General features: G+C 67.9%; 15 protein-coding genes and 1 pseudogene. 5 read left to right on the forward strand and 11 right to left on the reverse strand.

The window, feature by feature from the left end:
• The first annotated feature begins 44 nt into the window (after positions 1-44).
• A complete protein-coding gene (locus tag AC5Y7E_RS12325) occupies positions 45-536 on the forward strand; it encodes a hypothetical protein (protein WP_499949135.1) in 492 nt (163 codons plus the stop codon).
• Here the strand turns inward: AC5Y7E_RS12325 and AC5Y7E_RS12330 are convergent.
• The 4 genes from AC5Y7E_RS12330 to AC5Y7E_RS12345 all read right to left on the reverse strand — a co-directional run bounded on the left by AC5Y7E_RS12330 (position 533) and on the right by AC5Y7E_RS12345 (position 2,822).
• On the reverse strand, positions 533-988 hold the full coding sequence (locus tag AC5Y7E_RS12330) for a flavodoxin family protein (RefSeq protein ID WP_499949136.1): 456 nt from the start codon (positions 986-988) through the stop codon (positions 533-535). The two genes, AC5Y7E_RS12325 and AC5Y7E_RS12330, sit on opposite strands and share 4 nt — an antisense overlap.
• Complete coding sequence (locus AC5Y7E_RS12335; RefSeq protein ID WP_499949138.1) at positions 985-1,449, reverse strand: tetratricopeptide repeat protein; 465 nt, start codon at positions 1,447-1,449, stop codon at positions 985-987. Before AC5Y7E_RS12335 ends, AC5Y7E_RS12330 begins: the two co-directional genes overlap by 4 nt.
• Positions 1,446-2,183 carry a 4-hydroxy-tetrahydrodipicolinate reductase gene (dapB, locus tag AC5Y7E_RS12340; protein ID WP_499949140.1) on the reverse strand — a complete coding sequence of 246 codons (738 nt, stop codon included), beginning with the start codon at positions 2,181-2,183 and terminating at the stop codon, positions 1,446-1,448. Before dapB ends, AC5Y7E_RS12335 begins: the two co-directional genes overlap by 4 nt.
• Before the next feature lie 81 nt (positions 2,184-2,264).
• Positions 2,265-2,822 carry a hypothetical protein gene (locus AC5Y7E_RS12345; RefSeq protein ID WP_499949142.1) on the reverse strand — a complete coding sequence of 186 codons (558 nt, stop codon included), beginning with the start codon at positions 2,820-2,822 and terminating at the stop codon, positions 2,265-2,267.
• On the opposite strand from AC5Y7E_RS12345, the gene AC5Y7E_RS12350 reads away from it, so the two are divergent.
• Complete coding sequence (locus tag AC5Y7E_RS12350; protein ID WP_499949201.1) at positions 2,776-2,922, forward strand: hypothetical protein; 147 nt, start codon at positions 2,776-2,778, stop codon at positions 2,920-2,922. The genes AC5Y7E_RS12345 and AC5Y7E_RS12350 overlap by 47 nt on opposite strands.
• A gap of 128 nt (positions 2,923-3,050) precedes the next feature.
• Positions 3,051-4,415, forward strand: coding sequence for an HNH endonuclease signature motif containing protein (locus AC5Y7E_RS12355; protein ID WP_499949144.1), 1,365 nt, complete (start codon positions 3,051-3,053; stop codon positions 4,413-4,415).
• Here the strand turns inward: AC5Y7E_RS12355 and AC5Y7E_RS12360 are convergent.
• Together AC5Y7E_RS12360 and AC5Y7E_RS12365 are read right to left on the reverse strand one after the other, a co-directional pair.
• Entirely contained in the window at positions 4,383-5,465 is a 1,083-nt protein-coding gene (locus tag AC5Y7E_RS12360) for an NAD(P)H-dependent amine dehydrogenase family protein (RefSeq protein ID WP_499919296.1), read from the reverse strand. The genes AC5Y7E_RS12355 and AC5Y7E_RS12360 overlap by 33 nt on opposite strands.
• Positions 5,462-6,469 (reverse strand): aromatic ring-hydroxylating dioxygenase subunit alpha, encoded by a 1,008-nt coding sequence (locus AC5Y7E_RS12365; RefSeq protein ID WP_499949146.1) that lies wholly within the window; start codon positions 6,467-6,469, stop codon positions 5,462-5,464. Before AC5Y7E_RS12365 ends, AC5Y7E_RS12360 begins: the two co-directional genes overlap by 4 nt.
• A 117-nt stretch (positions 6,470-6,586) precedes the next feature.
• On the opposite strand from AC5Y7E_RS12365, the gene AC5Y7E_RS12370 reads away from it, so the two are divergent.
• On the forward strand, positions 6,587-7,237 hold the full coding sequence (locus AC5Y7E_RS12370) for a TetR/AcrR family transcriptional regulator (protein WP_499919294.1): 651 nt from the start codon (positions 6,587-6,589) through the stop codon (positions 7,235-7,237).
• Positions 7,238-7,239: 2 nt separating this feature from the next.
• On the opposite strand, the pseudogene AC5Y7E_RS12375 reads toward AC5Y7E_RS12370, so the two are convergent.
• The 5 genes and pseudogenes from AC5Y7E_RS12375 to AC5Y7E_RS12395 form a co-directional block, all read right to left on the reverse strand.
• Positions 7,240-8,315: pseudogene (locus AC5Y7E_RS12375) on the reverse strand (PDR/VanB family oxidoreductase).
• Positions 8,316-8,327: 12 nt separating this feature from the next.
• Entirely contained in the window at positions 8,328-10,085 is a 1,758-nt protein-coding gene (locus AC5Y7E_RS12380; protein ID WP_499949147.1) for an SDR family oxidoreductase, read from the reverse strand.
• Entirely contained in the window at positions 10,085-10,993 is a 909-nt protein-coding gene (locus tag AC5Y7E_RS12385; RefSeq protein WP_499919291.1) for a metal-dependent hydrolase, read from the reverse strand. The genes AC5Y7E_RS12380 and AC5Y7E_RS12385 overlap by 1 nt, the downstream gene beginning before the upstream one ends.
• Positions 10,994-11,132: 139 nt before the next feature.
• The gene (locus AC5Y7E_RS12390; protein ID WP_499919290.1) at positions 11,133-12,596 is read right to left on the reverse strand and encodes a flavin-containing monooxygenase; all 1,464 of its coding nucleotides are present in this window, start codon (positions 12,594-12,596) and stop codon (positions 11,133-11,135) included.
• A gap of 22 nt (positions 12,597-12,618) precedes the next feature.
• Positions 12,619-13,080 carry an SRPBCC family protein gene (locus tag AC5Y7E_RS12395; protein WP_499919288.1) on the reverse strand — a complete coding sequence of 154 codons (462 nt, stop codon included), beginning with the start codon at positions 13,078-13,080 and terminating at the stop codon, positions 12,619-12,621.
• Between the two features lie 90 nt (positions 13,081-13,170).
• Here AC5Y7E_RS12395 and ald point away from each other — a divergent pair, with 90 nt between their 5' ends.
• Positions 13,171-14,286, forward strand: coding sequence for an alanine dehydrogenase (gene ald / locus AC5Y7E_RS12400; RefSeq protein WP_499949149.1), 1,116 nt, complete (start codon positions 13,171-13,173; stop codon positions 14,284-14,286).
• The last annotated feature ends 1 nt before the right edge of the window (position 14,287 follow it).

Genomic DNA, 14,287 nt, shown 5'->3' on the forward strand with positions numbered 1-14,287 from the left:
CGGCCGGCCTGGACTCCCGAGCCGTTCCACGGGAACCTTGAGTGGTGAGCCAGCGCCTAACGGACAATCGCCTCGCGGCCGCCGCCGTCGCCTTCCTCGGCTACACGGCGCTGATGCTCGTGCTGGAACGTCGCATGCGCCGCAGCGGCGGGCCCGGGATCATCGCATTCGAGTTGGCCGGCAATGCATCTCGGGCTGAAGACATCATGACGCGGTGGGGCAGCGACGGCCGGCGGGCCGCGCGCCTGTCCCTGTGGCTCGATTTCGGCTACATGGCCACCTATGGCGTGCTGACGGCACTGCTCGTCGACCGCGCGCGCCGGCGGCATGGCCACCCGGCAGGTCTGCCCGCCGCCGTGCTCGTCGCCGTCGCCGGTGATGCGGCGGAGGGGGTTTCACTGCTGAGGGTGCTGCGCGGGACACGGATCGGCGTCCATGCCCGGCGCGCACAGGTCGCCGCGCTGATCAAGTTCGCGGTCCTCGTGGGGGCACTGGCATACGCCGTTACCGGATCGGGCCGTCCGGTCGCCGGTTAGTCCATCAGCTGCGCGGCGACCGTCGCCCCGAGCTCCCAGCACGCCTGCAGCTCGTCCTTGCCGGGTTTGCCCGAGACGATCACGGTCTCCGCTGCTTTGACCCAGCCCAGCCCGGTGGTGATGGTGTCGACGGCGCGTTCGGCTCCCTCCGTGCCCTCGTTGCCGTGTAGGTAGACGCCGAAAGGTCGCCCACGGGTCGAGTCGAGAAGCTGGTAGTAGGCGCAGTCGAACGCGTGCTTGAGAGCGCCCGAGATGTAGCCGAGATTCGCCGGGGTGCCCAGCAGGTAGCCGTCGGCGGCCAGCATCTCGGCCGGCGAGACCGTCAGCGCCGGGCGCCGCAGCACCTCGACGCCCTCGATGTCGGGGTCGGTGGCGCCGGAGACCACGGCCTCGAACATCTCCTGGGTATGCGGTGACGGCGTGTGGTGCACGATCAGCAGCGTCTTGCTCATGGGCTGCTCTGCAGCTCGACCGCCGTCTTCATGGCCTCGCGGGCGCGGCGGCGATCGCCCGCGTAGTCATAGGCGCGGGCCAGCCGGTACCAGCGCCGCCAGTCTTCCGGGTGGTCCTCCACCTCGGTTCGGACCGCGGCGAACAGTTCGTCGGCCGCGTCGCGCCGGATGCGGCCCGACGGGCGGCGCGGCAGCGCGCTCGTGTCCAGCTCCATTCCGTCGGCCGCGATCAGCCGGGCCAGCTTCTGGTGCGCGAACCCGGCGCGCAGGGTGGCGATCATGGCCCACAGCCCGATCACCGGCAGGATCAGCACCGCGAGTCCGAGGCCGACGGCGGCGGCCCGGCCGGAGCCGATCATCGCGACGGCCACGCGCCCCAGCAGCACGAAGTACACCAGCAGCGCGACGCACATGAGGGCGACGAGCAACTGGGTGCGCACCACCCGCGCGGTGTCGCTCATTGCAGATTGAGCAGGGCCTCGAGACCCACCGTCAGGCCGGGGTATTCCTTGATCCTCCGCACGGCCAGCAGCACGCCGGGGACGAACGAGGTCCGGTCGATGCTGTCGTGGCGGATGGTCAGCGTCTCCCCCTCGGTGCCGAACAGGATCTCCTGATGGGCGACCAGCCCGGCCAGCCGCACCGAGTGCACCGGGATGCCGTCGACGTCGGCGCCGCGCGCGCCCGCCAGGCTGGTGCTGGTGGCATCGGGGTTGGGCGGCAAGCCCTTTCGCGACTCGGCGATCAGTTTCGCGGTGCGGGTCGCGGTTCCCGACGGGGCGTCGGCCTTGTGCGGGTGATGCAGCTCGATCACCTCGGCCGAGTCGAAGAAGGGCGCGGCCTGCTTGGCGAAGTGCATCGAAAGCACCGCCCCGATGGCGAAGTTCGGCGCGATCAACACCGACGTGCCGGGGCCGTCGGCGAGCCAATCCTGCACCTGCCGCAGCCGCTCGGCGGTGAAGCCCGTGGTCCCCACGACCGCGTGAATTCCGTTGCCTATCACGTACTTCAGATTGTCCATCACCACGTCGGGGTGGGTGAAGTCGATGACGACCTCGGTGTCGCCCTCGGTCAGCAGGCTCATCGGATCGCCGGCGTCCACTTCGGCCGACAGGGTCAAATCCTCGGCGGCCTGCACGCCCGCCACCATCGCCGATCCGACCTTGCCCTTGGCTCCCAGCACTCCTACCCGCATGGCCTTCACCCTAGACCGGGTCGATTCCGCGCCGCGCGTGCGTCTTTCCACGACAACTCGGATGGCGCTGATTCGCCCCGATCAGGTGTGGACGATCCAGCCCGCTTCGGTATAGGGAGCGGGTTGCTTGGGATCGTTGATTGTGATGTACAGGTCGCCTGGCGTCGGCATAGCGAAGCCGACGAATCCGTGGGCGGTCTGCCCGTCGTGAAGGCCGCCCGATTGCAGCGCGGGCAGCTTGTCGAGCCGCCGGTAGTCGACCGCCAACGTTGACGGCTCGGGCGCGTCGTCGGGATGAGTCCAAGGCTGAGCGCCGCCGCCGTATCCGGCGAACATGTAGCGCTGGTCGAACTGGAAGAACTGGTGGGACGTCGCGGTGACAGTCATTTCCACTACGTTGCATCCGGGGCCACTCGGAGCCGCGAAATGAGAGGCGCACCCTGGCGGAAACCACGTGGCACTGTTGACCGTGATGTCGGCGGTCGCACCGCTAGCCGTCTGCACATGCACGGGCACGCCCATCTGACCGATCGGGAACGGTGGACTCTCCGGCGTGGAGTCGGCCGAACCGGAGGGACAAGACCATCCGGCGATGACGACGGTGACCGCCGTTGCCGCACTGACGAATCCCGCGCGCACCAGAACAGGCTACCGCAGCGCTGCCACGAAAAACGCGGAATCGTTTCGATCCAGCGCGTTTGCTGTTCCCCTTGCGGCTGAGGTCGAATCGTCAAAATGACCCGGCAGGGTGACCACCGTCTGCGTGCCGCGCGGGCGTGGCGGGTTGGCTTGTCCACAGTTCGGGGTTCATCCCCAGCTGCCGCGCGGTCCGCTTTCTTCGCTGTTCCCCGGGCATAAAATTCGAACATGCATTCGATCGCGTTCCCGGCCGAGGTATCCGCCGCCCTGGCCGCGCAGGATGCCGCCGACGCGGCCATCCGCGAGCTGAACTTCGATGCGCTGCGCCCCGCCGTCCGGCTGCGTGTCCTCGAACGGATCGAGGCGTCGCGGCGCCGACAGGTGGCGGTGAGCCATGACGTCATTGCCGGCCTGGCGGCGGAGGATCCCGCCGACATCGGCGGCCCGGTGCACAAAGTAGTCGCCGACTGGCTGCGCATCAGCTACGCCGAGGCGTGCCGCCGGGTTCGCGACGCCAAAGAGCTATCGCCGCGCTCAACCCTCACCGGCGCGGAGCTGCCACCGCAGTTGCCGGCCACGGCCGTCGCGTGGCGTGAAGGCGCTCTCGACGGTCACCACCTACGAGTCATTCAAACGTTCGTCCGGGATCTTCCGGAGTCCATACCCGCTGCCACAGTGGAGAACGCCGAACGATTCCTGGCCCGGCAGGCGCGGACGCTACGGCCGGATCAGCTGCAGAAGCTCGCGCACCAGTGCGCGCTACGGATCAATCCCGACGGCAAGTTCTCCGACGTCGACCGGGCCCGCCGACGCGGCTTCACCTGGTGCCGTCAACGGCCCGACGGGATGAGCGTGGGGAAGCTGATCGCCTCGCCGGAGCTGCGGGCCAACCTCGACGCCTGGCTGGCCCGGTTCGCGGCCCCCGGGATGTGCAATCCCGGTGACCAAAACCCTTGCATCGCAGATGAACCCGACGGCGAGCGCGTGCGCAGCGATCTGCGCGGCCCCGCGCAACGCCGGCACGACGCACTCAACGCCCTGGTGCGCGGCCAGCTCGGCGACCCGAAGCTCGGCCAGCACAACGGACTGCCGGTCACGGTCATCGTGTCGACCACACTGCAGGAGCTGACCTCGGGCACCGGGCGGGCGGTGACCGGTGGCGGGACGCTGCTACCGATGCGCGATGTGATCCGGATGGCCCGCCACGCCTACCACTATCTCGCTGTGTTCGACGAACACTCCAGCCGCCCACTGTATCTCGGACGGTCGCGACGCATTGCCACACCGGATCAGCGCATCGTGTTGTACGCCCACGACCGCGGCTGCACCCACCCCGGCTGCGACGCACCAGGCTACTGGTGCGAGGCGCACCACCTCGCCGAGTGGGTGGCCGGCGGCACGACCGACGCGGACAATCTCACGTTCGCCTGCGTGCCACACCACAAGCTCGCCGAAAAGGGCTGGCGGACAACGAAAACACGCCGGGGTGACACCGAGTGGATACCGCCGCCCGAGCTAGACCGCGGTGCGCGCACCAACGAGTTTCACTATCCCGAACGCCTACTTCCGGAACCGCCCGGCGAATCCGCGTAGCGGGAGGTCGGCGCTGGTGATCAGCCCCGGTGGCGCCGCCACCACCGACTTGATGGAAGCCAGCGCCGGCATGCCGGTGACGGTCATGCCGATCGAGGCGAAGTTGTCCGGGTTGGACAGGTCTACGCCGGGCTTGGGGAAGATCATGTGCTTGTTGTAGATGCAGGGGTCGCCTTGAATCTGAGTGATGTAGCAGCCCTTGATGTTCCAGCTCGGGTCGGTGTGCGGGGTCATCTGCCATTCGAGGTGCGTCTCGACCCGCGGCACGCCGTCGACCATGCCCTGGTACTTGATGTAGTTACCGCCCAGCGAACCTTTGGGCAGCGTGTACCAGCCCAGGTCGACGTCCTTGGTGCACGCACCCAGCTCGTAGCTGAACTTGACCTCGTCGAGCCGCAGGTCGAAGCAGTCGGCCATCATGTAGACGCTGTCGGCGAACACCCGCGTGTACTTCTCCAGCTTCGAGGGAATCTCGGGGTCGTCGACCGGCTGGCCGTAGCCCACCTCGATCCAGGTGTCTTTGGAGTGGTGGCACGACACGTCGACCGATTCGATCGTGGTGACGTTTTCGATGTCGGCGACGTCGGCCGAGCACACCACGCCGAGGATCTGGTTCAGACCCGGGTTCATCCCGGTGCCGTAGAACGTCGCGCCACCCAACTCAGCGGCCTCGGCCAATAGCTGGCTGACCGGCTTGCCCGACGGATGTGGGTGGTTCGTGTCGCGGTGCCAGCCGGTGATCCAGTCGGCGGTAGTGACGATATTGATGCCCGCCTCGAGCACCTGTAAGTAGAGGTCCTCGTCGGGAAACACCCCGTGGAACGTCAGCACGTCCGGCTTGGCGGCGATGATCTCCTCGATCGTACCGGTGAACGCCACCCCGTTAGGCGCCAGGCCCGCGAACTCTCCGGTATCCTTGCCCACCTTCTCCGGCGAATAGCAATGCACGCCAACGAGTTCGATGTCGGGCTGGGTGGCGATCCGCTTGATCATCTCGGTGCCGACGTTTCCGCTTCCGACCTGAAAGACGCGAACCGGTGCTGTACTCACTGCCTTGAGCCTTCCTGCGCTACCAACGCTTCGGGATAGAATTGCTTGGCCCACTTGCGAATTGCGGTGAAGCCTTCGTACTCGTCGGTGGCCAGGGCCGGCGGATCCGAATAGCGCTGGTGCTGCCAGATCTCGATGTCCTGCTCGAACTGGCGGATGACCTCGCGCCCGAATTCGTCCGCCTTGAGTTCGGCACGGGCCGAATCGTTTCCGGGCACCCGGCCGATGTAGACCATGAAGCGCACATCGGAGGTGAACTCGTCGATCGGCGTGATCGCCGAGATGGTGCGGTTGTCGATCATGCCCCAGCTCTTGGTCACGGCGATGCCCAGTCCACCGTTGATGGCCTGCACGCCGCTGTTGACGTCCTCGATCAACTGGGCGTCGTCGCCCTCGAAGGTGATGGTGAAGTCGACGTAGGACACCGGCTCGTCGAAATCGTGGCGGGTGAACACCGGCACGATCGGGGTGTTGTGCACGTACTTGAAGTGCGCGAAGTCCACCCCGTTCTCCAGCACGTATTGCGGGTGCATCTCCAAACCCTCGCGGTACAACCGCTGTTGCGGGTAATAGTCGTCAGCGCAGCTGCCGTCCTCGAACGCGGCGAACACGTCCGGCGCATCGAAATAGGGCTCGCGGCGGTGCAGGTCGTGCCAGATGTACACCGATGCGTTGCGCTCGACCACCGGGTAGGTGCGAATGCGGCGGCCGCGGTTGGGCCGATCCTGGTACGGGATGCAGACGTTGCGGCCCTCGCGACTCCACTGCCACCCGTGGAAGGGACACTGCAGCACCTCGCCGACGACCTTTCCGCCATATCCCAGGTGCGCGCCCAGGTGCTCGCAGTAGGCGTTCATCACCGTGAGCTCGCCGGATTCGGCGCGCCAGGCGACCATCTCCTGGCCGAAGTACTTCATCTTGTGCACGTCGCCGACGCCGATCTCGTCGGACCACGCGACCTGGAACCAGCCGGTCGGTGTCATCGACAACGGTGGCTTAGCCATCGATCCCTGCCATGTGAGCCGCCCTCCCGGATGAATGATAGGCCGCGCCGCGACAAAATCAAAGTACCCTCTATGAAACCCTGCGGTGCAACCGGCGTCAGTGGATAAGATCGGCGAATGACCCGCGCACGCACCGGCGCCGGCGTGGACGGCCGGCGGCCGAACCGGCGGGGCAATGCGACTCGCGAAAGCATGCTCGAGGCGGCGTTGCGCTCGCTGGCGTCCGGCGAGCCGGGCTCGGTCTCGGCCAACCGCATCGCCAAGGACATCGGCGCCACCTGGGGCGCGGTGCAGTACCAGTTCGGCGACACCGACGGGTTCTGGGCCGCCGTGCTGCACCGCACCGCCGAACGTCGCGCGGCGACGTTCTCGACGCTGTCGACGCCGATCTCGCCAGACGCTCCGCTGCGCGAGCGTGTCGGCGCCATCATCGATACCCTCTACCGCGGCCTCGCGTCCCCGGATTCACGTGCGATCGAAAACCTGCGGGCCGCGTTGCCGCGCGACCCCGAGGAGCTCGAGCGGCTCTACCCGCGCACCGCCGCCGAGATGTTTTCCTGGGGCAAAAGCTGGCTGGAGACCTGCCAGCACGCCTTCTCAGGTCTGGCGGTCGACCCCGATCGGGTTCGCGAGGTCGCCGCCCTGATTCCCGGCGCGATGCGCGGCCTGGTGTCGGAGCGTCAGCTGGGTTCCTATGCCGACCTCGATATGGCGCGGCGGGGTCTGACCAACGCCCTGGCCGCCTACCTGGAGCAGTCCCGGCCTTAACCTCAGGCGTCGATGACGACGCGGTCGCCGTCGGCCCGCGAGACGCACACGAGCATGCCGTCGTCGCCCGGGTCGGTGCGGCCACGGTGATCCACTTGTCCGGCAAGCACTTTGACCCGGCACGTCCCGCAGAATCCCTGCCGGCACGAGTACGGGGTGGTCGGGTCCCTGTCGAGCATGACCTCGAGCGCGGTCCGATTCGCCGGTATCGCGAGCACCTGCCGTGATCGCGCGAGCTCCAACTCGAACGGCACCCCATCGACGACGGGCGCCGGCTGAACCGCTCGTAATGCAATGGCGCACCGGCATGCTCGTTGCGGGCGACGCGGACCGCCTCCAGCATGGCGCTCGGCCCGCACACGTAAACAGCGGTCGCCGGTCCCGCTCCGTCCAGCAGCTCCGCCACGGTGGCGAAGCGGCCGCGCTCGTCGTCGGCCCAGACCGTCACCCGGTCCGGCCCGAGCGACACGACCTCGTCGAGCAGCGGCATGTACTCGCGGCTGCGGCCGGTATAGATTGCGCGCCAATCGATCCCGCGCTGCGCGGCCACCTGGAGCATCGGCAGGATGGGCGTCACCCCGATGCCCCCGATGACGAACAGCGCCTGCTGCTCGGCGGTGCCGAGGTAGAACGCGTTGCGCGGACCTTCGAACGACAGCGTGTCACCGACGTCGAAAGTCTCATGCATCTCGATGGATCCGCCTCCGCCGTCGGCGATCCGCCGAATGGCGATGCGGTAGTCGGTGCGCCGCCCGGGCGCGCCGCACAACGAGTACTGCCGGCGCCGGCCCGAGGGCAACAGGACGTCGATGTGGCCACCCGGTGTCCAGGACGGAAGCAAACCGCCGTCGGGGTCGGCCAGGGTCAACGCGACGACGTCCGGCGCGACGACCTCGCGCTTGGTCACCACCGCGGTCAGCTTGCGCTGCACCGGCTGCACCCGCGACGGCGACCACCGTGACACCGTGGCGAAGCCCTCGAACACCGCCCGCACGCCCCACAGCAACGACCCGAAGCGATCGCGCTCGCGCCGTCCGTACAGGTCGGCGGGTCTGCTGGACCAAATGCTCTCCGGCACCGAAACCGCCCCTTACTTCTGCCGAATGTCGAAGCGCGCGAACAGCCGGATCGCTCCCGGGCTGATGCGCCGCATCGCGTAGCCGATCCGCGACTCCGCGGCGATCGGCAACACGGCCGGAGCGGTCTTGACGGACTTGACGATTGCCTTGGCGGTCGCTTCGGGGGTGAAGTTGCGGCGCCGATAGGCGGCGTCGGCCTTGCCCCGCGCCCGCTCCTGCTGGTCCGCGCTCATGCCCGCGTAGATCGTGTTCTTTGCGATGTTGGTGTTGACGAATCCCGGGCACACCGCCGTGACGCTGATCCCCTCGTCGGCGAAGTCGGCGCGCAACGATTCGCTCAGTGCCAGCACCGCCGCCTTGGTGGTGCTGTAGGCGACCATGGACTTCGAGGGCAGGTAAGCCGCCGCCGACGCCACGTTGATGATCGTGCCGCCCTCGCCACGTTCGACCATCTGCGCCCCGAACGCCCTGCTGCCCGAGATGACGCCGTGGACGTTGACGCCCATGATGTTCTCCCAGTTCGCCGAGCTCGTCTCCAGGAACCGGCCCGCCATCCCGATGCCGGCGTTGTTCACCAGGATGTCGACCACCCCGTGCTCGTTGCGCACTTGGGCCGCAAGCTCATTCATGGCGGCCTCGTCGCTGACGTCGACCTGGTACACCGCTGCCTCGGCGCACGCGGCGCGTACGGCGTCGGCGGTTTCCTTGGCGGCGGCCAGATCACGGTCGACGAGGACGATCTTTCGGGCGCCGTTTCGGGCCAGCTCCACCGCCGTGGCCCGGCCGATTCCGGCTCCGGCGCCGGTGACCAGGGCGAGTTTTCCGCGCACGTCACGCCGCTCGCCGCGCACCTCGGCCGGCCCGGCGGCGGGGGCGCCATCGACGTTGCGGTCGACCCACTCGGCGGTCAACCGGGCGATGACGTCCGGACGCGACGTCACCACCCAGTGGCCGCCCTCGATCTCGATCACCCTGCCGCCTAACGGAATCGCTCCGGTGAATCGTTGCAGCGCGGGCGTGACGAACATGTCGCGGCGCGGCACCAGCGTCTGGACGGGAACCTTGGTCTCGGGCAGCCGGCGACCCGGCGCCAGCATCGGCGCCGGCATGTTCTGCCGGTACAGGTTGAGCCCGTGCACATAATCGGTGACCGAGCGCAGCGTGTCGTGGTGCTGGCTGCGCGTGCTCGATCGGCCGATGCGCTCAAGCGCCTCAATGACTTTCACGCCGACGCGCGAGCGAAACGACAGTTCCGGCACGCCCGGGCACAAGAAGAAGCCGATATAGCCCGACGCGATCAGTTGCCTGAGCACCTGGGCCACGGCTCGCGGCGTGCGCCCCGAGCGCAGAAATGCGCCGGCATAGTTCAGGTGCGGGCCCGAGATCGAGGTGAAGGACGCGACTTTGCCCATCACCGAGTCGTCGGTGACCGCCGCCCACGCCTGGATCGACCCCCAGTCGTGGGCCAGCAGGTGCACCCGCCCCACACCCAGGCTGTCGATCACCGCACCGATGTCGGAGATCAGTTGCGCGAACAGGTATCCGGATCTCTTTGCGGGACACGATGATTCACCGGCGCCCCGCACGTCGTAGGCCACCACGTTGTAGGGCTTGCCGGTCAGTTCGTGGGCCACGCCGTCCCAGACGTGGTGGTTGTCCGGAAATCCGTGAATTGCCAGGATGGTTGGCCGCGCCGGGTCGATGTCGGTGTACCGGTGCACGGCCAGCGTGACGCCGTCGCCGGTGGTGAAGGTCGATGTGCCGGTCATCAGTGCGAGGCGCGCGCGGCCGGTGAGATGGCCAGGTAGTCGACGGCCAGCCCCAGCCCACCGAGCTGCGAGGGGTGAAAGCCCGGCCGGTAGTAGTTGGCGACCGCCCGGACGAAGCGCATCGGCCCGGGCACCAGGCCGCGGCGCGCCGCCGAGAAGTAGTTCCGCCAGCGCGGCTTGGTGCCCGGTGGCAGCTGGGGATCCAGCGAGTACATGAACCGCACGCCGCGGATCCACAACAGCAGCATGGCGGGCGTCACGACCAGCTGGGCGCGCGCCTGGCGCCAGTAACCGGCCCGCAGATGCTTCATGGTGTCGAACGCCACCGCCTTGTGCTCGACCTCCTCGGCGCCATGCCAGCGCAGCATGTCCAGCATCACCGGATCGGTGCCGATCTGGTCGTGGGCCGGCGAGTCGAGGATCCACTCGCCCAGGATGGCGGTGTAGTGCTCGATGGCCGAGACCAGCGAAACCTGCTCGAGCAGCCAGCTCTGCCGGCGACGCTGGCTCCAGGTGGGCCGGGGCCCCAGCAGCTTGTCGAACAGCCACTTGATCTGGCCGGTGTAGGGGGTCAGGTCGATGCCGCGCGCGGCAAAGTGCGCCAGCACGTTCGCGTGCGCCTGCGAATGCACGGCCTCCTGGCCGATGAAGCCCTGCACGTCGAGCCGCAGCTGGTCGTCCTTGATCAGCGGCAGCGTCTGCTTGAAGACCTCGACGAAGAACTCTTCCCCGGCGGGCAGCAGCAGGTGCAGCACGTTGAGGACGTGGGTGGCAAACGGTTCGCCGGGCACGTAGTGGAACGGCAGCTGAGTCCAGTCGAAGTCCACGTCGCGGGCTTCCAGCACCAGGCGCTCGTGATCCAGGGAGGCATCGTGGGGACCCGCTGCTTGGTTGTCGACGGTCAGCATCGTGCCCCCTACCTCGGCTTTTAGCCCTCGATCACGGTCTTGTGGTGGACGTCGCGCGTCCCAAGTATAAGTACGCGGCGCAGATATGCGAAACCGCCGGTACTGGGTTCTTCCGCGATGAATTCTTGCGTGATCGTCTTCAGCCGGCCGCGACGTGGCGGCGCAGTTCGTACTGGCCGGGGTCGGGGTTGGCCAGCATCCGGCGGTGTTCGGCCGGCGTCAGGGGCCACACCTCGGGCACACCGTCGTTGTTGAGGTACCAGCTGTTACAGCCGGTGGTCCACACCGTGTCCGGCATCGCGGCGCGCAGCTTCGCGTTGAAACGCTCGGTCGCGGCGGCCGTCGGCTCGACCGTGTCGAATTCGCGTCGGCGCCAGCGCTCGATCCAGCCCAGGATGTGCTCGGCCTGCGATTCGGCCACGGTCGTCAGCGCGAGGTTTCCCACGGGGCTGTGCGGCCCCAGCATCATGAAGAAGTTGGGAAAGCCCGACAGCGCCACGGTTTGGTAGGCCCGAGGCCCGTCGCGCCAGACGTCATTGGCGTGGATGCCGTCGCGGCCGATCAGCTCCATCGGCCGGAAAAACGCGTGGGTGTCGAATCCGGTGGCGAGCACGATGATGTCCACCTCGTGCAGGACGCCGTCGGCGGTGACGATGCCGCGCCGTTCCACGTGGTCGATGCTCGCCGTCACCAGCTCGACGTCGTCGCGCTGCATCGCCCGGTAGAAACCGTTCGACATCACCAGGCGCTTGCAGGCCGGCGTGTAGTCGGGCGTCAGCGACCGCCGCAACTCGGGATCGCGGATCTCCCAGAGGCTGGCGCGGCACAGCGCCGCCATGATCTTTCGGCGCAGGCCCGGCTTGGTCAGCCCGACCGCGAAGAAGTCGAACGCGAGGCTGTAGAGGCGGTACGCCACCTTATCCAGCCACGGCATCTTGCGCCGGGTGATCCCAGTGAAGCCGCTGTAGCGCGGATTCGCCAGGCGCAGCACCCATTGCGCGGTCCGCTGGAACAGCGCGACGTGGCCGGCCACCCCGGCCAGACCGCACACCAGCTGCACGCCCGTCGACCCGTTGCCGACGATCGCGACGCGCCGACCCCGCACGTCCACGCCGTGATCCCACCGCGCGGAGTGAAAAACATTGCCGCCGAAGTCATCCAAGCCCGAAATCGACGGCAGTCGCGGGTGATGCAGGACGCCGGTGGCCGAGATCAAGAAGTCGACCGTTAATTCCTCGCCGGCGTCGGTGCGCAGCACCCAGCGGCCGTCGTCGAAACGCGCGTGGGTGACTTCGGCGCCGAACCGGATGCGTTTCCGCAACCCGTAGCGGTCGGCGACGTCCCGGAAGTAGGCCTGGATTTCGCCGCCGGGTGAGAACAGGTGCGACCAGTCGGGATTCCTGGCGAAGCTGTACTGGTAGATGCGCGACGGGATGTCACAGACCAGACCCGGGTAGGTGTTCTCCCGCCAGGTGCCGCCCACCTCGTCGGCCTTCTCGTAGATGGTCACGTCGGTGATACCGCTGCGCAGCAAGGCAATTGCGACGCACAGCCCCGACATGCCTGCTCCGACGACGGCTACGGCGGGATCGCGTCGCGTCATCGGTACTCCCGTGGGGTTCTGGCTACTCGGCCTCGGCGCGCTGCTTGAGGCGCTGCAACGTGAGCCGGATGTGCTCGGTGTTGGCGGCCGCGCGATCGGCGACGCCGGTGGCCCTGCCGGCGACCTTGCGAAACCACCCAGGCCTGCGGTCCCAGGTGCGTTCGGTCACCTCACACCCGTCGCCGGCCGCGGCGATGTCGTATTGCCAGCGGGCGATCGGAAAGACCGTATGGCTCACGTCGAACGCAAAGCGGCGGCCCGGTTCCGCGTCGGTGACCGTGCACTTGGTGCTCCAGCTGCGGCTGCCGCTCTTGTTCTGGCCGGTGAACACCGCGCCGGGCGTCACCGCGTCGCCCTTGCGCCATTCCATCGCGACCGCCTCCTCGGCCAGCTCGGCCAGCGTGGGCAGGTCGGTGATGAGCCGGTACACCACGTCGGGCTGGGCGTCGATCTGCACGGTGGCCTGCACGCACGGGTCCGTCATTCGCCGATCATAGCCAGCAAACAGCCAGCCTTTGCGGCTCCCGCGAAGTTTCTTCACACTTGAACGTGAACCGGCAATCTAGGGGCGATCATGCGAGTCGGCGTACCGACCGAGACCAAGACCAATGAGTTTCGGGTCGCCCTCACCCCCGCCGGTGTCGCCGAGCTGACCCGCCGCGGCCACGACGTACTTGTGCAGGCCGGCGCCGGAGAAGGGTCGGCGATCCCCGACTCGGAGTTCAAGGCGGCGGGCGCCCAGCTGACCGAGACGGCCGACCAGGTCTGGGCCGACGCGGACCTGCTGCTCAAGGTCAAGGAGCCGGTGCCGGCCGAGTATGACCTGTTGCGGCGCAACCAGATCCTGTTCACCTTTCTGCACCTGGCGGCCTCGCGGGCGTGCACCCAGGCGCTGTTGGCATCCGCAACGACGTCGATCGCCTACGAGACGGTTCAGACGGCAGACGGCACACTGCCGCTGCTGGCCCCGATGAGTGAGGTCGCCGGCCGGTTGTCCGCTCAGGTGGGGGCCTATCACCTGATGCGCACCCACGGTGGGCGCGGCGTGTTGATGGGCGGTGTGCCCGGCGTCAAGCCCGCCGACGTCGTGGTGGTGGGCGCGGGGACGGCCGGGTACAACGCGGCGCGGGTCGCCGGCGGCATGGGGGCGTCGGTCACGGTGCTCGACGTCAACATCAACAAGCTTCGGCTGCTCGACGCGGAGTTCGGTGGCCAGGTCCGCACCCGCTACTCGTCGGCCTACGACCTGGAGGGCACCGTCAAGCGCGCCGACCTGGTCATCGGCGCCGTGCTGCTGCCCGGCGCGAAGGCCCCCAATTTGATTCCGAATTCCCTTGTCTCACAGATGAAATCGGGCGCCGTGCTGGTCGACATCTCGATCGATCAGGGGGGATGCTTCGAGGACTCCCGGCCCACCACGCACGACGACCCCACCTTCGGCGTGCACGACACGCTGTTCTACTGCGTGACGAACATGCCCAGCGCGGTGCCCAAGACGTCGACGGTGGCGCTGACCAACGCGACCATGCCGTACGTGCTCGCGCTCGCCGATCGCGGCTGGCGGACGGCCTGCCGCTCGGATCATGCTCTGGCCAAAGGCCTTTCGACCCACGACGGCTGGCTGCTGTCGGAACAGGTGGCCACCGACCTCGGCCTGCCGTTCACCGACCCGGCGGCCGTTCTGGGCTGAG

This window comes from Mycobacterium sp. NGS17, assembly GCF_059813205.1.

What these genes read in the sequence shown, in the direction of transcription:
- AC5Y7E_RS12355 (WP_499949144.1), top strand. Translation starts at nt 3,051, where the DNA reads ATGCATTCGATCGCGTTCCCGGCCGAGGTATCCGCCGCCCTGGCCGCG.
- dapB (WP_499949140.1), bottom strand. Translation starts at nt 2,183, where the DNA reads ATGCGGGTAGGAGTGCTGGGAGCCAAGGGCAAGGTCGGATCGGCGATG.
- AC5Y7E_RS12395 (WP_499919288.1), bottom strand. Translation starts at nt 13,080, where the DNA reads ATGACGGACCCGTGCGTGCAGGCCACCGTGCAGATCGACGCCCAGCCC.
- AC5Y7E_RS12335 (WP_499949138.1), bottom strand. Translation starts at nt 1,449, where the DNA reads ATGAGCGACACCGCGCGGGTGGTGCGCACCCAGTTGCTCGTCGCCCTC.
- AC5Y7E_RS12380 (WP_499949147.1), bottom strand. Translation starts at nt 10,085, where the DNA reads ATGACCGGCACATCGACCTTCACCACCGGCGACGGCGTCACGCTGGCC.
- AC5Y7E_RS12365 (WP_499949146.1), bottom strand. Translation starts at nt 6,469, where the DNA reads ATGGCTAAGCCACCGTTGTCGATGACACCGACCGGCTGGTTCCAGGTC.
- AC5Y7E_RS12385 (WP_499919291.1), bottom strand. Translation starts at nt 10,993, where the DNA reads ATGCTGACCGTCGACAACCAAGCAGCGGGTCCCCACGATGCCTCCCTG.
- ald (WP_499949149.1), top strand. Translation starts at nt 13,171, where the DNA reads ATGCGAGTCGGCGTACCGACCGAGACCAAGACCAATGAGTTTCGGGTC.
- AC5Y7E_RS12370 (WP_499919294.1), top strand. Translation starts at nt 6,587, where the DNA reads ATGACCCGCGCACGCACCGGCGCCGGCGTGGACGGCCGGCGGCCGAAC.
- AC5Y7E_RS12390 (WP_499919290.1), bottom strand. Translation starts at nt 12,596, where the DNA reads ATGACGCGACGCGATCCCGCCGTAGCCGTCGTCGGAGCAGGCATGTCG.
- AC5Y7E_RS12330 (WP_499949136.1), bottom strand. Translation starts at nt 988, where the DNA reads ATGAGCAAGACGCTGCTGATCGTGCACCACACGCCGTCACCGCATACC.
- AC5Y7E_RS12350 (WP_499949201.1), top strand. Translation starts at nt 2,776, where the DNA reads ATGACGACGGTGACCGCCGTTGCCGCACTGACGAATCCCGCGCGCACC.